Here is a 17556-nt window from a genome sequence, read left to right as displayed (position 1 = left end):
ATATCGGAGTGACTAAGGACTCATACCTCCGGCGGCGCTTCGCGCGCCGAGGGGCATAACCCAAGACCGGTGGGGTGCATGCGTATTGGCAGGATTCCTGCGTATGGCCTGGCCACACGCCTGGTTTTCCATGCAGACCCTTCCGCCCGCGCGTAGCACGTGGCGGGAAGCATGAGTCCTTTGTCACTAAGGCGGAGTGTGCGAGGAGACGGATGCTCCGGAGCCGCTCCGAAGGACAGGGCAGTGGGGGACGGCGTCACACTGGCGGTGTGAGCCGCTTTCTTTTGCCTACTTTTCTTTGCGGCTGCAAAGAAAAGTAGGTGCCGCCCCGCACAGGGGCAACGCATGCGGCCCGCCGCGAATACAAGTTAAGGCCAAAGGGCAATAGCACCGAAGGCCCGAGCGCAAGACCCCAGGCACCAGCCTGTTCAAACAACCTAAATCGACCATCGGCGCGCACAGCGCACCCAACACAAACCGTATCGAGGAATCAAAAGATGAAGATTGCAGTGTTGCCGGGCGACGGCATCGGTCCCGAGATCATCAAGGAAGCCGTCAAGGTTCTCAACGCGCTCGGCGAGAAGTTCGAGCTGGAAGAAGCGCCCGTTGGCGGCGCGGGCTACGAGGCAAGCGGCCATCCGCTGCCCGAGGCCACGCTCGCTCTGGCGAAGGCCGCCGACGCGATCCTCTTCGGCGCCGTGGGCGACTGGAAGTACGACAAGCTCGAACGCGCGCTGCGTCCGGAACAAGCCATTCTGGGCCTGCGCAAGCATCTGGAGCTGTTCGCGAACTTCCGCCCGGCGATCTGCTATCCGCAACTGACGGGTGCTTCGTCGCTGAAACCGGAAATCGTCTCGGGCCTCGACATCCTGATCGTGCGCGAACTGAACGGCGACATCTACTTCGGCCAGCCGCGCGGCACGCGCGAGGCGCCGGACGGCAACTTCAAGGGCGCGCGCGAAGGCTTCGACACGATGCGCTATGCGGAGCCCGAAGTGCGCCGCATCGCGCACGTGGCGTTCCAGGCCGCGCAAAAGCGCCAGAAGAAGCTCACTTCGGTCGACAAGGCCAACGTGCTCGAAACCTCGCAGTTCTGGAAGGACATCATGATCGATGTCTCGAAGGAATATCCGGACGTCGAGCTCTCGCACATGTACGTCGATAACGCGGCCATGCAGCTCGTGAAGGCGCCCAAGGCGTTCGACGTGGTGGTCACCGGCAACATGTTCGGCGACATCCTCTCGGACGAAGCGGCCATGCTCACGGGCTCGATCGGCATGCTGCCCTCGGCCTCGCTCGACAAGAACAACAAGGGCCTGTACGAGCCCTCGCACGGCTCGGCGCCGGATATCGCGGGCAAGGGCATCGCCAATCCGCTCGCGACGATCCTCTCGGCCGCCATGATGCTGCGCTATTCGCTCGGCCGCGCCGAGCAGGCGGAGCGCATCGAGAATGCAGTGAAGAAGGTGCTCGAACAGGGCTATCGCACGGGCGACATCATCACGCCGGACTGCAAGCAGGTCGGCACGGCGGCGATGGGCGACGCGGTGGTCGCGGCGCTGTAAAGCAGTCGTAAAAGGGTATGCCTGATCAGCATTCAGGCGTGCCCTTTTTTCAGATGTATCGCGCAATGTCTTGAGAAGCGCGCGTACGCAAAACGCGCGGCGGCGGCGCGGCCAAGGCCCGTCGCAAATAGCGGAAAGTGCGGGTAGGCCCCGCGCGAAATTACGGTTTTCGTGTATATTGTTTCGATGGCGACGATCCCCCAGATCACTTCTGTTTCGAACATCCACGGCACGGCCCGTGTGATTACGCTCGCCATCACCACGAAAACGATTATTACCAAAACGATCACCACTCGTTGATCGCTCGTCGTGCCCGCTCATCTTCCCCGCGCGGCCACGCCGGGCGAGCGAAGCGGGGAAGTGTCCATTTCAAGGGTTAATCATGAACGTAGGTCTCGTAGGTTGGCGCGGCATGGTCGGCAGCGTGCTGATGCAGCGCATGCAGGAAGAACGCGATTTCGACCTGATCGAACCGGTGTTTTTCAGCACCAGTAACGCAGGCGGCGCAGCGCCGTCGTTCGCCAAAAACGAGACGAAGCTCAAGGACGCGAACAGCGTCGACGAGCTCAAGAAGTGCGACATCATCATCACTTGCCAGGGCGGCGACTACACCAACGAGGTGTATCCGAAGCTGCGCGCGGCGGGCTGGAACGGCTACTGGATCGACGCGGCCTCGTCGCTGCGCATGAAGGACGACGCGGTCATCATCCTCGACCCGGTCAACCTCGACGTCATCAAGGACGCGCTCGTCAAGGGCCAGAAGGATTTTATCGGCGGCAACTGCACGGTCAGCCTGATGCTGATGGCGCTCGGCGGCCTGTTCCGCGAGAACCTCGTCGACTGGATGACGGCCATGACCTACCAGGCTGCGTCGGGCGCGGGCGCGCAGAACATGCGCGAGCTGCTCGCGCAAATGGGCGCGCTCAATGCGGCCGTCGCGACCGATCTGGCGAACCCGTCGTCGGCGATTCTCGACATCGACCGCAAGGTGCTCGCCACCATGAACAGCGACGCCATGCCGACCGCGAACTTCGGCGTCCCGCTCGCGGGCTCGCTGATCCCCTGGATCGACAAGGACCTCGGCAACGGCATGTCGAAGGAAGAGTGGAAGGGCGGCGCCGAAACCAACAAGATCCTCGGCAAGCCGGCCATGGGCCAGCCGGGCTCGATTCCGGTGGACGGCCTGTGCGTGCGCATCGGTGCGATGCGCTGCCACTCGCAGGCACTCACCATCAAGCTCAAGAAGGACGTGCCGCTCGACGAGATCGACGGCATCCTCGCCTCGGCCAACGACTGGGTCAAGGTCGTGCCGAACCAGCGCGAAGTCTCGATGCGCGAGCTGTCGCCGGCAGTCGTCACGGGCACGCTCTCGGTGCCGGTCGGCCGCCTGCGCAAGCTGGCGATGGGCGGCGAGTATCTGTCCGCCTTCACGGTGGGCGACCAGTTGCTGTGGGGCGCCGCCGAGCCGCTGCGTCGCATGCTGCGCATTCTGCTCGACAAGTGAATGAATTAAACTACGCGCCTGATGACGCGTAGACAGGGTGATAAAAGCGCCGCGCCTGTCGCGGCGCTTTTTTATTTCCGGATGATTTCCGGAAACTGGCACATGGCCAGTGCGCCCGTACGCAACGAATTCCCGTTTCATCGACTGCCGCGCGAGCGGTGTGCCAGGGCATCTGATGATCGTTCGATTTGAATCCGTTACCAACCTGAACATGAAAGCGCGGCGTATCGCCGTTGCCGTTTCTGCGGCGGCGATGGCCGCCATGGCCGGTACCTGCGGCGTGGCTCACGCGCAAGGCGGCGCCAAGGCGGCACCGACAGCGGCACGAGCAGCGGCACCGACAGCGGCGCAAGCAACGGCACAAGCAGCGGCGAGCGGTTCGGCTGCTGCCGCGTCGGGCGCTTCCGCCGCTGCGGCGGCGCTGCCCGTGGTCGGCCAGTACACCGTCCGCGCGGGGCAGTCGCTGCACGATGTGGCAGTCGATGTCACGCAGTCGCACGACAAGACGGTGCTCGCGCGCGCGAGCCAGGCGCTGTTCGACGCGAATCCCGCAGCGTTCATGAAGCACGATCCGAGCCGCCTCAGAGTGGGCGCCGTGCTGAACGTGCCGGGCACGCCCGATATGGCCAGCGCCGCAGCCGCTGCTTCGGCGCCTGCGGCGGGGGCTTCGGCAGTGGCGCCTGCCGCTGCGGCGAGCGCGCCGGCTGCGGCGCCTGGCGCTGCCCTGGCTTCTGGTGCCACGGGCGCCAGTGCCGCAACCCATGCGGCGACCACTGTGGCCGCTTCCGCCAGCGCCGCAACAGGCGCAAGCGCCGGCACGGTCGCGAATGCCGGCACGGCCGCGGCGAGCGGTGCGGCTGGCGCGTCGGCATCAATGGAGGCCGGTGCGAGCGCAGCGAATGCGGCGGCGTCCGGCGCTTCGGCCGCAGCGAACGCGAGCGCGGAGCCCGCATCGGCCAGCGATGCCCATTCGTGGAGCGGCGCGATCCAGGCCGCACCGGCCGCAGGCGCGGCATCGGGTGCGTCCGCCACGCCGGGCGCGGCGGCATCGGCGCCCGTCACGGTGTCGAGCCTGCAGCAGTTGCTTGCACTCAAGAATCGCGTGCTGATGGCGTTGCAGCAGCACGGCATCGGCAAGCAGGCGCAAGTAGCCGGCGCTCCGGCCGGGACGGCGGGTGCGCAGGGCGGTGCCGCCGGAGGCGGCGCGGTGCTGGGCGCACATGGCGCGCAGCCCGAGGTCTCGCCCGTGACGCTGGGCGTTGTGGCCGCGCTCGTGCTGGCTTTCGTCGCGCTGATCGTGCGCTTGCTCATGCGCAAGCGCCGCAAGCCGGCGCCTGCGGCCAATGCGGCCAATGCGGCCAATGCGCTGGACGTGCCGCCGTCGTCCGCCGTCTCGAGCGCCACGCCAACTTCCGCGCCCCAGCCGGCGCGCGAGGATGCACCGGTTCCGCCCGAATCGCTTGCACAGCCGGCTGCGCCGTTGTCGGCCGGTGCGGTTGCAGCCACCGCAGCCGCAATGGAGGCCGCCAAGGCCGCTGAAGCGGCCAAGGTACAAGCCGAGGCGCCGCAGCATGACGCCGCGCTCGATCGCGCAACCGATGCCGCAAGCCTTGCCGCCGCAGCGGAACTGGGCGCGTCCGCATTGCCGCCCGAAGGGCTGGTGGGGCTGCGCACGGTGGGCGAAATGGAGGAACTGGCACGCCAGGCCGAAGCCCAGGATCAGCCCGAGGCCGAGGCCGATGCCGCGCACGAGGCGCGCAGTGCCGAGCCGCGCCCGATCGAGCTGACGATCCCGGGCGCTTCGGCCGACCAGCACGCACCCGCCGCCAACGAAGCGTCGGCGCCCGAGGCGTCGACTGAACCTGAGGCGCCTGCTGAGGCAGCAGCGCCGCATCTGCACACGCCCGCGATGCCGGGCGACGAGGCCGCGTCCGAAGCGCCGCCAGAAGCGTTTGCAGCATCCGCTGTCCCACTAGAACAAAAAGTAGAAATGCCCCATCAGGAAGTACCGAAGCTGGAAGTCCCGCAGGAGTTTCCGAAGTCCGCCGCCGATGCCCTCGGCGGCCTCGACATGCCGTTGCCGCCGCGCATCGAAACGCCCGCGCCCATGCCGGGCGTCCCGATCTCGACGGAGCCGGTCGCGACGCCCGAGACGATCGCGCGTCAATCGCTGCCGTTTGTCCAGCCGCCCGAGCCGCCGGTTGGCGAGGCCATCGAAGCAGGCACCGCGGGCGCCGGCGCGATCGCGGGCCTGGGCGCGCCGCGCTTCGGTGCGCTCACGCTCGATTTCGACCTGAATCTGCCGGCCGATTCCGCCGAGCCGCTGCCGGTCTTCACGCACGAGCAACTTTCGCGCATCGCCCGCAACAAGCTCGACCTCGCGCACGAATACATCGCGCTCGGCGACCTGTCGGGCGCCCGCGCGCTGATCAACGAAGTGATCGAGTCGAACGACCACGCCACGCGCGCCGACGCGCAGGCGCTGCTGTCGACGCTCTCGCCGCTATCCTGACGCCGACGCCCGTCATATGCGTATCGCGCTAGGAATCCAGTACGACGGCGCCGCGTTCTGCGGCTGGCAATCGCAGCCGCACGGCAAGACGGTGCAGGACACGCTCGAGCGCGCGCTGCGCGAGTTCGCGACCGTGCCGCTACCCACGGTCGTTGCGGGCCGCACCGACACGGGTGTGCACGGCCTCGGCCAGGTCGTGCACTTCGACACCGATCTCGACCGCACGCCATTTTCGTGGGTGCGTGGCACCAACGCGTTCCTGCCATCGACGGTAGCTGTGCAGTGGGCGCAGCCGATGCCCGAGGCGTTCCACGCACGCTTTTCGGCGTTCGAGCGCACGTACTACTACGCGCTCTACGTGAACGCCGTGCGCTCGCCGATGCTGGCGGGCCGCGCGGGATGGATCCACACGCCGCTCGACGTCGACGCGATGCGCGAAGCGGCCGCCTGCCTGATCGGCGAGCACGATTTTTCGGCGTTCCGCTCGTCCGAGTGCCAGTCGAAGACGCCTGTGAAGCACCTGTATCAGATCGACATCCGGCCGCTCGGCGACTTCATCCACTTTCGCTTCCGTGCGAATGCCTTTCTCCACCACATGGTGCGCAACCTGATGGGCGGCCTCGTGGCGGTGGGGCGGGGCCGCTATCCTGCCGCGTGGATGGCCGAGGTGCTGGCCGGGCTCGACCGCACGAAGGCCGCGCCGACCTTCATGCCGGATGGCCTGTATCTCGCGCAAGTAGGCTATCCTGATGAGTTCGCGGTACCCGCTGCGCATACGGCGAGTGTGCCGTGGAGCACGGTCTGGACCGACGCACCTTAGGTTCGCCCGCATCCGGTTCTGAAAATGCGCAATTGCGCCATAAAGCGGCGCGAAGATCGTGCAAAAAGCGCCGTGCAAAAAGCGTCTGCAAAAGCGCGCCGCGCAAAACCTGAAACAGCAAAACAAGCCATCGAGCCTCAACCCATGACGCCAGCCGAGCAATCCGCCACCGCCGCCACGCACCGCACGCGCATCAAGCTGTGCGGGCTTTCGACGCCCGAGGCGGTCGCGCACGCCATTGATCTTGGTGCCGATGCCATCGGGCTCGTGTTCTATCCGCCGAGCGCGCGCTCGGTGAGCGTGGCCCAGGCCGTCGAGCTCACTCACGACATTCCGCCGTTCGTCTCGGTCGTGGGTCTCTTCGTGAATGCCACGCCGCAATGGGTCGGCGAGGTGGCGAGCAACGTTTCGCTCACGCTGTTGCAGTTCCACGGCGATGAAACGCCCGAGCAGTGCGAGTCGCTGGCATCGGTTGCCGGTTTGCCCTGGTTGCGCGCGTTGCGTGTGGCGGCCGATACTCGCGAGGCCGATTTGATAGAATCGGCAAATCGTTATTCATCAGCCAGCGGCCTGCTTTTCGACACCCATGTCGAAGGCTACGGCGGCGGCGGGAAGGTCTTCGATTGGTCACTTATCCCCGCAGGGCTCGCGCGTCGGGCCGTTTTAAGTGGTGGCTTGAACGCGCAAAACGTCAGTGATGCGATTCGCCAGGTGCGTCCGTTCGCCGTCGATGTCTCCAGTGGCATCGAGGTGCCGGGCGCCAAGGGCGTGAAGGATCACGCCCGTATGGCGGCGTTCGTGCGCGCAGTGCGCGAAGCGGACGCGGGATAATTTCTTGGGCCAGCCAGCCTTTGCGCAACGCAGAGTGCCCCGGCCGGCCGAGCGAGTGACTTATGTACAATTTGCCAGATGAACGTGGCCATTTCGGCCCCTATGGCGGCGTGTTCGCTGCCGAAACCCTCATGCAGGCGATCGACGAGCTGCGCGATGCCTACGCGAAATTCAAGGACGATCCCGACTTCGTCGCCGAATATCAGCGCGAGTTGAAGCATTTTGTCGGCCGTCCGTCGCCGATTTATCACGCGCAGCGCTGGAGCGAGCTGCTGGGCGGTGCGCAGGTCTATCTCAAGCGCGAAGACCTGAATCACACCGGCGCGCACAAGGTGAACAACGTGATCGGCCAGGCGCTGCTCGCCAAGCGCATGGGCAAGCCGCGCGTGATCGCGGAAACCGGCGCGGGCCAGCACGGCGTGGCCACCGCGACCATCGCGGCGCGCTTCGGCATGGAGTGCGTGGTCTACATGGGCGCTGAAGACGTGCGCCGCCAGGCCGCCAACGTCTACCGCATGAAGCTGCTCGGCGCGACCGTGGTGCCCGTGGAATCGGGCTCGCGCACGCTCAAGGACGCGCTCAACGAAGCCATGCGCGACTGGGTCACCAACGTCGAAAACACCTTCTACATCATCGGCACCGTGGCGGGCCCGCACCCGTATCCGATGATGGTGCGCGACTTCCAGCGCGTGATCGGCGACGAATGCCGCGTGCAGATGCCGGAAATGACGGGTCGCCAGCCCGACGCCGTGATCGCGTGCGTGGGCGGCGGATCGAACGCGATGGGTATCTTTTACCCGTATATCGAGGATAGTTCGGTGCAGTTGATCGGCGTCGAGCCTGCCGGTGATGGCATGGAGACGGGCCGTCACGCGGCCTCGCTCGCGGCCGGCACGCCAGGCGTGCTGCACGGCAACCGCACCTATCTGCTGCAGGACGAGAACGGCCAGATCATCGAGACGCACTCGGTCTCGGCGGGCCTCGACTATCCCGGCGTCGGTCCCGAGCACGCGTGGCTCAAGGACAGCGGCCGCGCGCAGTACGTGACCATCGACGACGAGGAAGCGCTCAAGGCGTTCCACGACTGCTGCCGCATCGAAGGCATCATTCCGGCGCTCGAATCGAGCCACGCGCTCGCGTACGCGGCGAAGCTCGCGCCCACGCTGCCCAAGGACAAGGTTCTGCTGGTGAACCTGTCGGGCCGCGGCGACAAGGACATGCACACGGTCGCCGAGCGATCGGGCATCCAGTTCTGAGCGCCCGGAGCGACACAAGCGATGCGTGACGAGTTCGACGAGCCGCAGATGCCGGCGCCCATGGGCGAGGCCGGTGCCGAGGCGACTGCTCCCGTAGCGGCCGCCGAAGCGCCAGCCGTGGTGCCCCCGGTGCCGGCTGTGCCTGCCGTACCCGATGGCATCCGGCTCCTGAACCGCGATTTCCTGACCGATGCGGCGAACCTGCCCGACGCCTCGATCGATTTGATCGTCGCCGACCCGCCTTACGGGCTCGGCAAGGACTACGGCAACGACTCCGACATGCGCTCGGGCGAGGACTTCCTCGCCTGGACGTACGAGTGGCTCGACCTGGCGATTCCAAAGCTCAAGGCGAGCGGCTCGCTCTATGTGTTCTGCACCTGGCAATACGCGCCCGAGATCTTCGTTTATCTGAAGTCGAAGATGACGATGATTAACGAGATCGTCTGGGATCGTCGCGTGCCCAGCATGGGCGGCACGACCCGCCGCTTCACCTCGGTGCATGACAACATCGGTTTCTTCGCGGTCTCGAAGGATTATTACTTCGATCTCGATCCCGTCCGCATCCCGTACGATGCCGTCACGAAGAAGGCGCGTTCGCGCAAATTGTTCGAAGGCAGCAAGTGGCTGGAGCTCGGCTACAACCCCAAGGACATCTGGTCCGTCTCGCGGCTGCACCGGCAGCACGCCGAGCGCGTGGATCATCCCACCCAGAAGCCTCTTGAGATCGTCGAGCGCATGGTGCTCGCGAGCTGCCCGCCGGGCGGCCGCGTGCTGGACCCGTTCATGGGCAGCGGCACCACGGCAGTCGCTTGCGCGCGTCACAAGCGCGAATTCGTCGGCTATGAAATCAACGAAAGTTACTGCGCGATCGCGCGCGAACGCGTGAGCGCGGCCGCCATGGCCGCCTCCGCGCACGCTGCCGCTATCGATGCTGCGGGCGCATGACGCGCCCCCGCCGCCGGCTCGCGCCGCGCGGTAACGACCGAATCTGAGGACCCTTGTTATGTCCCGCATCAAAACCACGTTCGAGGCGCTCGCCGCCTCCAGCAAGAAAGGCCTGATCCCGTTCATGACCGCCGGCGACCCCGATCCGGCGCGTACGGTCGAATTCATGCATGCGCTCGCCGCTGGCGGCGCCGACGTGATCGAGCTCGGCGTGCCGTTCTCGGACCCGATGGCCGACGGCCCGGTGATCCAGCAGTCGTCCGAGCGCGCGCTCGAGAAGGGCGTGACGCTCAAGAGCGTGCTCGCCGACGTCAAGCGTTTCCGCGAAACCGATGACCAGACGCCCGTCGTGCTGATGGGCTACGCCAACCCGATCGAGCGCATGGGTGCCGACGCGTTCGCCACCGCCGCGAAGGCCGCGGGCGTGGACGGCGTGCTGGTGGTCGACTATCCGCCCGAGGAGTCGGTGGAATTCGCCGCGAAGATGAAAGCCGCCGACATCGACCCGATCTTCCTGCTCGCGCCCACCTCCACCGACGAGCGCATCGCCGAAGTGGGCCGCGCCGCGAGCGGCTATGTCTATTACGTCTCGCTCAAGGGCGTGACCGGCGCCGCGAACCTCGACGTCCCGAGCATCGCGAGTAAAATCCCGGCGATCAAGGCGCGCGTGCCGTTGCCGGTCGGCGTCGGCTTCGGCATTCGCGACGCGCAAACCGCCGCCGCCGTGGCCCAGGTATCCGATGCGGTCGTGATCGGCAGCCGTATCGTGCAGTTGCTCGAACAGGCGCCGCCCGAGACCGCCGCCGAGGCGCTCACGCAGTTTGTGAGCGGCATTCGGACCGCGCTCGATGCGGTATCGGACAACGCGAAATGAGACTGCTGTAAAATCGCTTTTTCGCCATGCGCGGTCGGGGTCGGAACCCGGTCGAAATGCTGCCTCAGTGGGACCGGCCGGGTGTGCCGGTCGACCAGGCAGGCCGTCCGCGCCCGCGCATCACGAACAAGGAATCAACATTCATGAGCTGGCTCGATAAACTGCTGCCGCCCAAGATCAAGCAAACCGATCCGAAAAGTCGCAAGAGCATTCCGGAAGGTCTGTGGATCAAGTGCCCGTCGTGCGAAGCGGTCCTGTACCGCAACGACGTGGAGGCCAACCTGCACGTCTGCCCGAAGTGCGACCACCACATGCGGATCAACGCGCGCGAGCGCCTCGACGGTCTGCTCGATCCGGAAGGCCGCTATGAAATCGGCCAGGAAATCGTGCCGGTCGACGCACTGAAGTTCAAGGACAGCCGCAAGTACCCCGACCGCATCAAGGAAGCGATGGACGACACCGGCGAAACCGACGCCATGGTCGTCATGGGCGGCGCGATCCACACGCTGCCGTGCGTGGTCGCCTGCTTCGAGTTCTCGTTCATGGGCGGCTCGATGGGCTCGGTGGTGGGCGAGCGCTTCGCACGCGGCGCGCAGAACGCGCTCGAGCAGCAAGTGCCGTTCATCTGCTTCACGGCCTCGGGCGGCGCGCGCATGCAGGAAAGCCTGCTCTCGCTCATGCAGATGGCCAAGACCACGGCCATGCTCACGAAGCTCTCGGACGCCAAGCTGCCGTTCATCTCCGTGCTGACCGACCCGACCATGGGCGGCGTCTCGGCCAGCTTCGCGTTCCTCGGCGACGTCGTGATCGCGGAACCGAAGGCGCTGATCGGCTTCGCCGGCCCGCGCGTGATCGAGCAAACGGTGCGCGAGAAGCTGCCCGAAGGCTTCCAGCGCTCGGAATTCCTGCTGCAAAAGGGCGCGATCGACATGATCGTCGACCGCCGCAAGCTGCGCGAAGAAATCGCCCAATTGATGGCGTTGCTGCAGCGCCAGCCCGCCGATGCGGTGGCCTGAGTACTCGCAAGCCCCCGTTGGGGTCGTCGTAAAGGCGAAGCAGCAAAGATAATTGCAAGGGCGCGGAACTCGCAGCTTCCGCGCCTTGTCAGACGCGCCGCAAGCGAAAGCAAGCGGCGCGTTGTCATTTCCGCGATAATGCCGTTCTTTCGCAGCGGCTCGCGAGCGTGAACGGCGCGCCGAACCCGCGCGCCATTGCACGAACGCACGCAGTGCACGGATTTCCTGAATCGTCCCGATGAGTACTTTTCCTACCCTCGACGCGTGGCTCACGCATCTCGAAACTGCGCATCCGGTCGGCATCGACATGGGCCTCGAGCGCATCCGCCTGGTCAAGGAGGCGCTGAACCTGAAGTTCGAATGCCCGATGTTCACCGTCGGCGGCACGAACGGGAAGGGCTCCACCTGCGCGATTCTCGAAACCATCCTGCTGAAGGCGGGCTATCACGTCGGCTGCCATACCTCGCCGCACCTGCTGTCGTTCAACGAGCGCGCGCGTATCGATGGCAAAGAGGCCAGCGACACTGAGCTGCTGCCGCACTTCGAAGCCGTGGAAGCCGCGCGCAACGCGCTCGCCACGCCCGTCTCGCTCACCTACTTCGAGTTCACCACGCTCGCGATCATGCATCTGTTCGCCTCGCGCGGGCTCGACGCCGTGATCTTCGAAGTCGGTCTCGGCGGTCGCCTGGACGCCGTGAACGTGCTCGACACCGACTGCGCGGTCATCACGAGCATCGACCTCGACCACACCGAGTATCTCGGCGACACGCGCGAGAAGATCGGCTTCGAAAAGGCCGGGATCTTCCGTGCCGGCCGGCCAGCGATTTGCGCGGACCCGCTGCCGCCGCAGTCGCTCATCGACCATGCGCAGGCCATCGGCGCCGATCTGTGGCTCTTCGGCCGCGATTTCCGCTATGAAGGCCAGGCCGGCAGCGAGCGTCAGCAGTGGAACTACGTGGGCCGCTCGCAGCGCCGTTCGTCGCTCGCGTATCCGGCGTTGCGCGGCGCGAATCAGCTGATCAATACCTCGGCTGCGCTCGCCGCGCTCGAATCGATGCGCGATCGCGTGCCGGTATCGGCGCAGGACATTCGCCTCGGCCTCGCCAATGTCGAGCTGCCGGGCCGCTTCCAGGTCTTGCCGGGCAAGCCGTCGATCATCCTCGACGTTGGCCACAATCCGCACGCCGCAGCCGTGCTCGGGCAAAATCTCTCCAGCATGGGGTATTTTCCGTACACGTACGCGGTGTTTGGCGCCATGCGCGACAAGGACATCGCGGGCGTGGTCGCACACCTGAAGGGCGAAATCGACCATTGGTGCGTGACCGACCTGCCGTTGCCGCGTGCGGCTTCGGCGCAACAGCTTGAAGACGTGCTGCGCGAGGCCGGTGTGGAAGACGGCCCCGACAGCAGCATTACGCGCCATGCAACGCCCGCCGCGGCGTTTCAAGATGCGCTAAAACGGGCGACTGAAAATGATAGAATTATCGTTTTCGGAAGTTTTTTGACGGTTGCCGGCGTCATGGCCTGGCGAAAGTCGCAGCAGCACTGATCGCGCGGCCCTCTACAGCCACTACGCACAGGCCAAAAGCAGCCATACATGGGAATTTTCTCGTTCGGCAAGAAAGACGACGCGCCCAGCCGACGCGACGCCGAAGCCGGCTCCCGCCGCCGGAGCAGTCAGAACACGCGCGTGGAGCGTCGCAGCCGCCGGCCGTCCCGCTCCGGCGACGCCGAGGCGATGCTGCTCGATCCCACCCTGCCGGAAAAGCAGCGCGCGCGCCGGCGCCTCGTTGGCGCGATTGCGCTGGTGCTGGCCGCCATCGTGATCCTGCCGATGGTGCTCGACTCGCACCCTAAACCCGTCACCGACGACATCTCCATCGATATTCCGAGCCGCCCGGCGCCGAAGACCGCCGCGCGCAGCGACGAGGACACTCAGGCGGGCGTCGCCCCGGATAATCCTGCTGCGACGGATGCTGCAACGGGCGTCTCCAGTCTCGCGGCGGCAACCTCGGGCGCCGCGCCGGCGCGGACCGCGCAATCGACGCAATCGGCTCAAGCCAAACAGGCGGCGCCGGCCAACGCCGCGCCGGCCGCTCAAACACAAGCTCAAGCTCAAGCGAATCAATCGACCCAGGTCGCGCAGGCGCCGCGTAGCACGGCCTCGAAGCCGACCGCGCCGGCCGCGCCGTCCGCGGAGACGGCACTCGCGTCGCGCGGCAAGGCCGCCGACGCGGCGACGGCCAGTGCCAATGCCAATGACGACTCCAGCGCACCCGCCGCGCCGCCGGGCGCGCGCTTCGCGGTGCAGCTAGGCGCGTTCAACAGCGACGCCGCCGCGAACAAATGGGTCGCGAAGTTGAAAGCCGCGGGCGTACCCGCATATACCGAGCAAGGCAAGGATGCCGACGGCACGACGCACACGCTGCTGCGCGCAGGCCCGTTCCCGGACCGCGCGTCGGCCACGGAGGCGATCGCGAAGGTGCGCGGCGCGGGCCTGACGGCCGGCTCGAACGCAAACGCCCAATAAGCCGCCGATGTTCACGGCATTCGACTACGCTGTAATGGCGGTGATCGGTTTGTCCGCGCTGCGCGGCGCGTGGCGCGGACTCATCGGCGAAATTTTCGGGCTGATCGGCTGGATCGCGGCGCTCATCGTGGCGTGCCGCTATGTGGACCGCGTGGTGCCCTTCATCCCGGCGAACTGGCCGGGCGGGGCGCTGACCCAATGGCTGATCGCCTTCGCGCTGATCGTGATTGGCGTGGTGCTCGTGGCCGGGGTGGCGAACGCGCTGATCGGCCGGCTGGTGCAGGTGAGCGGCTTGTCCGGTGTGGACCGCTCGCTCGGCATGATGTTCGGCCTCGTGCGAGGCGTCGTGCTGGTGCTGATTCTCGTCGTCCTCGCGGGACTGACCGAGCTGCCCCAGCAGGACTTCTGGCGCAAGGCGCTGCTGCGGCCGTATGCCGTGCAGGGCGTGCTCGAACTGAAACCGTTTTTGCCCGAGACGCTCGCGGCCTACGTTCACGTCTGATCAGAAGCTGATCGCGTGAGGGCAGGCGCAGCCGACCGGCAGTACTGCATGGGGCCTGTCATTAGCCTGAACAGGCCCTGGGTACTCCCCGATCATGCGGCGCATTCCGCCGGCCCGGCTGGCCGACGCGAGCGTGCCGTCACTGCTGATTTCGCTTTTTTGAAGGACCTGCCATGTGCGGCATCGTAGGCGTAGTTTCCCGCTCTCCCGTCAATCAGCTCCTCTATGACGCGCTGCTGCTCCTGCAGCACCGTGGTCAGGACGCGGCCGGCATCGCCACCGCGAACGGCAGCACCTTCCACATGCACAAGGCCAACGGCATGGTGCGCGACGTGTTCCGCACGCGCAACATGCGCAGCCTGCCCGGCACCAGCGGCATCGGCCAGGTGCGCTACCCGACGGCCGGCTCGGCGTCGAGCGAAGAAGAGGCCCAGCCGTTCTACGTGAACGCGCCGTTCGGCATCGTCCTCGCGCACAACGGCAATCTCACGAACTGGCAACAGCTCAAGGAAGAGATGTTCCGTGTGGACCGCCGCCACATCAACACCCATTCCGACACCGAAGTGCTGCTCAACGTGCTCGCGCACGAAGTGCAGCTCGCGAGCTCGGGCCTAGAGCTCGATCCGGCAGCGCTCTTCAAGGCGGTTTCGGGCGTGCACCGCCGCCTGCGCGGCTCGTACGCCATCGTCTCGCTGATCTCCGGCTACGGGCTGCTCGCGTTCCGCGACCCGTTCGGCATCCGCCCGCTGTGCATCGGCAAAATGGAAACGCCGGAAGGCACCGAGTGGATGGTGGCCTCGGAATCGGTGGCGCTCGAAGGCATCGGCTTCGAGTTCGTGCGCGACGTGGAGCCGGGCGAGGCGGTGTTCATCGACGCCGAGGGCAACTTCTACGCGCAGCAATGCGCCGCGGCGCCGACGCTCAACCCCTGCATTTTCGAGCTCGTCTATCTCGCGCGTCCGGACTCAGTGCTCGACGGCGTGCCCGTGTACAACGTGCGTCTGCGCATGGGCGACTACCTCGCCGAGAAGATCCGGCGCGAGCTGCCCGACGTGAAGATCGACGTCGTGATGCCGATTCCCGACTCGTCGCGCCCCGCGGCGATGCAGGTCGCGAAGAAGCTCGGCGTGGAATACCGCGAGGGCTTCTTCAAGAACCGCTACGTGGGCCGCACCTTCATCATGCCGGGCCAGGCCATGCGCAAGAAGTCGGTGCGCCAGAAGCTCAACGCCATGGGCATCGAGTTCAAGGGCAAGAACGTGCTGATCATCGACGACTCGATCGTGCGCGGCACCACCTCGCAGGAGATCGTGCAGATGGCGCGCGACGCAGGCGCGACCAAGGTGATCTTCGCTTCGGCGGCGCCGCCGGTGAAATATCCGAACGTCTACGGCATCGACATGCCCACGCGCGGCGAGCTCGTGGCGCACGGCCGCACGGATGAGGAAGTGGCGCGCATCATCGGCGCGGACCACCTCGTGTATCAGGACGTGGATGCGCTCAAGCAGGCAGTGCGCGACATCAATCCGGAGTTGAAGGAGTTCGAGGCATCGTGCTTCGACGGCGACTACATCACCGGCGACATCACGAGCACGTATCTCGACAGCATCGAGCTGGCACGCCTCGCGCCCCAGGCGCAGTCGGACCGCGACGCCGCGAGCGACGCGATGGACGGCGGCACGCGCTCGCAGCTGCACCTGCAGCTCTCGGTGGAGTGAGCGGCGGGCGGGGAGCGCGTGCGTTGCGTGCTCTCCGTGCTAGCATGAGGGCTTGCGTCGATTTGATCTCAGCTTGCGGACGCGGGGCAACCCAAAACAGCTAAAGCGAACGGCGCTGGCCGCGCCGCCGCTCATTGGCTGCAACGCCCCCGGATTCCACGCATTTTCAGAGAGCCCGCTTCTGCCGACGCAAAGCGGGCTTTTTTGCGCCTGTGCGCCGTGCGTACGCGCTGGTACGTCGTGCGGGCCGGGTATGACGGCTCAGGAAACGGAAAACACGAACATGGACGAGAACCTCAACTTCGACACGCTGGCGGTCCGCTCGGGCACGCTGCGCAGTGAGTTCAACGAACACTCGGAAGCGCTCTACCTCACATCGAGCTTTTGTTTCGGCAGCGCCGCCGAAGCGGCCGAGCGTTTCAAGAATTCGGAAACGGGCTACACGTACGCGCGTTTCACGAACCCGACCGTCACCATGTTCCAGGACCGGCTCGCGGCGCTCGAAGGCGGCGAGGCGTGCATGGCCACGGCCTCGGGCATGGCCGCGATCATGTCGGTGGTGATGGCCGCGCTGCAGGCGGGCGACCACATCGTCAGCTCGCAGAGCCTCTTCGGCTCGACGCTCGGCATGTTCTCGCAGATCTTCCCCAGGTTCGGCATCACGACCACCTTCGTCGATCCGTCCGACCTCGACGCGTGGAAGAACGCCGTGCGCCCCGAGACGAAGATGTTCTTCCTCGAGACGCCGTCGAACCCGCTCACCGAAGTGGCCGACATCGAGGCGGTGGGCAAGATCGCGAAGGCGGCGGGCGCGCTGTTCGTCGTCGACAACTGCTTCTGCAGCCCCGCGCTGCAGCAGCCGCTCAAGTTCGGCGCCGACGTGGTGATGCACTCGGCCACCAAGTTCCTCGACGGCCAGGGCCGCGTGCTCGGCGGCGCGCTCGTGGGCTCGAAGCAGTTCATCATGGAGAAGGTGTTTCCGTTCGTGCGCAGCGCGGGCCCGACGCTCTCCGCGTTCAACGCATGGGTGCTGCTCAAGGGCATGGAAACGCTTTCGCTGCGCGTGGAGAAGCAGTCGGCCAATGCGCTCGAAATCGCGCGCTGGCTCGAAGCGCATCCTGCGGTGAAGCGCGTGTTTTACCCGGGGCTCGAATCGCATCCGCAGCACGCGCTCGCGAAGCGACAGCAGAAGTCGGGCGGCGCGATCGTCTCGTTCGAGCTCGAGGGCGACACACCGGAAGCGCAGCGCGCGAACGCCTGGCGCGTGATCGACGGCACGAAGGTGTGCTCGATCACCGGCAATCTCGGCGACACGCGCACGACCATCACGCATCCGGCCACGACGACGCATGGCCGCATCACGCCCGAGGCGCGCGCGGCGGCCGGCATCACCGAAGGGCTGATCCGCCTTGCGGTGGGTCTCGAAGACCCGCGCGACGTGCGCGCCGATCTGGCGCGCGGTCTCGATGCGGCGCAGTGAGGT

Annotated in this window: 15 protein-coding genes; 14 read left to right on the top strand and 1 reads right to left on the bottom strand. The window is 66.2% G+C overall.

The window, feature by feature from the left end; translation table 11 throughout:
* The first annotated feature begins 497 nt into the window (after positions 1 to 497).
* Positions 498 to 1565, top strand: a complete 1068-nt coding sequence (gene leuB / locus EYW47_RS02755; protein ID WP_028219529.1) for a 3-isopropylmalate dehydrogenase — start codon at positions 498 to 500, stop codon at positions 1563 to 1565.
* A 32-nt stretch (positions 1566 to 1597) separates the two neighbouring features.
* Here leuB and EYW47_RS40730 read toward each other — a convergent pair whose 3' ends face one another.
* Complete coding sequence (locus EYW47_RS40730) at positions 1598 to 1858, bottom strand: hypothetical protein (protein WP_165976476.1); 261 nt, start codon at positions 1856 to 1858, stop codon at positions 1598 to 1600.
* 89 nt (positions 1859 to 1947) lie between these two features.
* Between EYW47_RS40730 and asd the strand changes: the two genes are divergently transcribed.
* The 13 genes from asd to EYW47_RS02690 all read left to right on the top strand — a co-directional run bounded on the left by asd (position 1948) and on the right by EYW47_RS02690 (position 17553).
* A complete protein-coding gene (gene asd / locus EYW47_RS02750) occupies positions 1948 to 3069 on the top strand; it encodes an aspartate-semialdehyde dehydrogenase (RefSeq protein WP_133193335.1) in 1122 nt (373 codons plus the stop codon).
* A 175-nt stretch (positions 3070 to 3244) separates the two neighbouring features.
* Positions 3245 to 5581, top strand: a complete 2337-nt coding sequence (locus EYW47_RS02745) for a FimV/HubP family polar landmark protein (RefSeq protein WP_133193334.1) — start codon at positions 3245 to 3247, stop codon at positions 5579 to 5581.
* Positions 5582 to 5597: 16 nt separating this feature from the next.
* Positions 5598 to 6401 (top strand): tRNA pseudouridine(38-40) synthase TruA, encoded by an 804-nt coding sequence (gene truA, locus EYW47_RS02740; RefSeq protein ID WP_133193333.1) that lies wholly within the window; start codon positions 5598 to 5600, stop codon positions 6399 to 6401.
* Between the two features lie 144 nt (positions 6402 to 6545).
* Positions 6546 to 7232 carry a phosphoribosylanthranilate isomerase gene (locus tag EYW47_RS02735; protein ID WP_133193332.1) on the top strand — a complete coding sequence of 229 codons (687 nt, stop codon included), beginning with the start codon at positions 6546 to 6548 and terminating at the stop codon, positions 7230 to 7232.
* 62 nt (positions 7233 to 7294) lie between these two features.
* Positions 7295 to 8488: a tryptophan synthase subunit beta gene (trpB, locus tag EYW47_RS02730; RefSeq protein WP_133193331.1), complete on the top strand. Its 1194-nt coding sequence runs from the start codon at positions 7295 to 7297 to the stop codon at positions 8486 to 8488.
* 21 nt (positions 8489 to 8509) lie between these two features.
* Complete coding sequence (locus EYW47_RS02725) at positions 8510 to 9433, top strand: DNA-methyltransferase (RefSeq protein ID WP_133193330.1); 924 nt, start codon at positions 8510 to 8512, stop codon at positions 9431 to 9433.
* A 58-nt stretch (positions 9434 to 9491) separates the two neighbouring features.
* Positions 9492 to 10307 carry a tryptophan synthase subunit alpha gene (gene trpA, locus EYW47_RS02720; RefSeq protein WP_133193329.1) on the top strand — a complete coding sequence of 272 codons (816 nt, stop codon included), beginning with the start codon at positions 9492 to 9494 and terminating at the stop codon, positions 10305 to 10307.
* A 143-nt stretch (positions 10308 to 10450) separates the two neighbouring features.
* The gene (accD, locus tag EYW47_RS02715; protein WP_133193328.1) at positions 10451 to 11323 is read left to right on the top strand and encodes an acetyl-CoA carboxylase, carboxyltransferase subunit beta; all 873 of its coding nucleotides are present in this window, start codon (positions 10451 to 10453) and stop codon (positions 11321 to 11323) included.
* Positions 11324 to 11561: 238 nt separating this feature from the next.
* The gene (gene folC, locus EYW47_RS02710) at positions 11562 to 12872 is read left to right on the top strand and encodes a bifunctional tetrahydrofolate synthase/dihydrofolate synthase (RefSeq protein WP_133193327.1); all 1311 of its coding nucleotides are present in this window, start codon (positions 11562 to 11564) and stop codon (positions 12870 to 12872) included.
* A 48-nt stretch (positions 12873 to 12920) separates the two neighbouring features.
* Positions 12921 to 13853, top strand: coding sequence for an SPOR domain-containing protein (locus tag EYW47_RS02705; protein ID WP_133193326.1), 933 nt, complete (start codon positions 12921 to 12923; stop codon positions 13851 to 13853).
* A 7-nt stretch (positions 13854 to 13860) separates the two neighbouring features.
* A complete protein-coding gene (locus EYW47_RS02700; RefSeq protein WP_133193325.1) occupies positions 13861 to 14355 on the top strand; it encodes a CvpA family protein in 495 nt (164 codons plus the stop codon).
* Between the two features lie 173 nt (positions 14356 to 14528).
* Positions 14529 to 16073 carry an amidophosphoribosyltransferase gene (purF, locus tag EYW47_RS02695; protein WP_133193324.1) on the top strand — a complete coding sequence of 515 codons (1545 nt, stop codon included), beginning with the start codon at positions 14529 to 14531 and terminating at the stop codon, positions 16071 to 16073.
* 283 nt (positions 16074 to 16356) lie between these two features.
* Positions 16357 to 17553 carry an O-succinylhomoserine sulfhydrylase gene (locus tag EYW47_RS02690; protein ID WP_133193323.1) on the top strand — a complete coding sequence of 399 codons (1197 nt, stop codon included), beginning with the start codon at positions 16357 to 16359 and terminating at the stop codon, positions 17551 to 17553.
* Positions 17554 to 17556 lie beyond the last annotated feature (3 nt).

Origin of the sequence: Paraburkholderia silviterrae, from assembly GCF_004353915.1 — a bacterium.
GTDB lineage: Bacteria > Pseudomonadota > Gammaproteobacteria > Burkholderiales > Burkholderiaceae > Paraburkholderia > Paraburkholderia silviterrae.
The sequence above is the reverse complement of the archived record's forward strand: the minus strand, read 5'-3'. Positions and strand labels throughout refer to the sequence as shown.

Bases quoted from the DNA above. Each gene is read 5' to 3' on its own strand.
- leuB (WP_028219529.1), top strand. From the start codon at position 498: ATGAAGATTGCAGTGTTGCCGGGCGACGGCATCGGTCCCGAGATCATC.
- asd (WP_133193335.1), top strand. From the start codon at position 1,948: ATGAACGTAGGTCTCGTAGGTTGGCGCGGCATGGTCGGCAGCGTGCTG.
- EYW47_RS02745 (WP_133193334.1), top strand. From the start codon at position 3,245: ATGATCGTTCGATTTGAATCCGTTACCAACCTGAACATGAAAGCGCGG.
- truA (WP_133193333.1), top strand. From the start codon at position 5,598: ATGCGTATCGCGCTAGGAATCCAGTACGACGGCGCCGCGTTCTGCGGC.
- EYW47_RS02735 (WP_133193332.1), top strand. From the start codon at position 6,546: ATGACGCCAGCCGAGCAATCCGCCACCGCCGCCACGCACCGCACGCGC.
- trpB (WP_133193331.1), top strand. From the start codon at position 7,295: ATGTACAATTTGCCAGATGAACGTGGCCATTTCGGCCCCTATGGCGGC.
- EYW47_RS02725 (WP_133193330.1), top strand. From the start codon at position 8,510: ATGCGTGACGAGTTCGACGAGCCGCAGATGCCGGCGCCCATGGGCGAG.
- trpA (WP_133193329.1), top strand. From the start codon at position 9,492: ATGTCCCGCATCAAAACCACGTTCGAGGCGCTCGCCGCCTCCAGCAAG.
- accD (WP_133193328.1), top strand. From the start codon at position 10,451: ATGAGCTGGCTCGATAAACTGCTGCCGCCCAAGATCAAGCAAACCGAT.
- folC (WP_133193327.1), top strand. From the start codon at position 11,562: ATGAGTACTTTTCCTACCCTCGACGCGTGGCTCACGCATCTCGAAACT.
- EYW47_RS02705 (WP_133193326.1), top strand. From the start codon at position 12,921: ATGGGAATTTTCTCGTTCGGCAAGAAAGACGACGCGCCCAGCCGACGC.
- EYW47_RS02700 (WP_133193325.1), top strand. From the start codon at position 13,861: ATGTTCACGGCATTCGACTACGCTGTAATGGCGGTGATCGGTTTGTCC.
- purF (WP_133193324.1), top strand. From the start codon at position 14,529: ATGTGCGGCATCGTAGGCGTAGTTTCCCGCTCTCCCGTCAATCAGCTC.
- EYW47_RS02690 (WP_133193323.1), top strand. From the start codon at position 16,357: ATGGACGAGAACCTCAACTTCGACACGCTGGCGGTCCGCTCGGGCACG.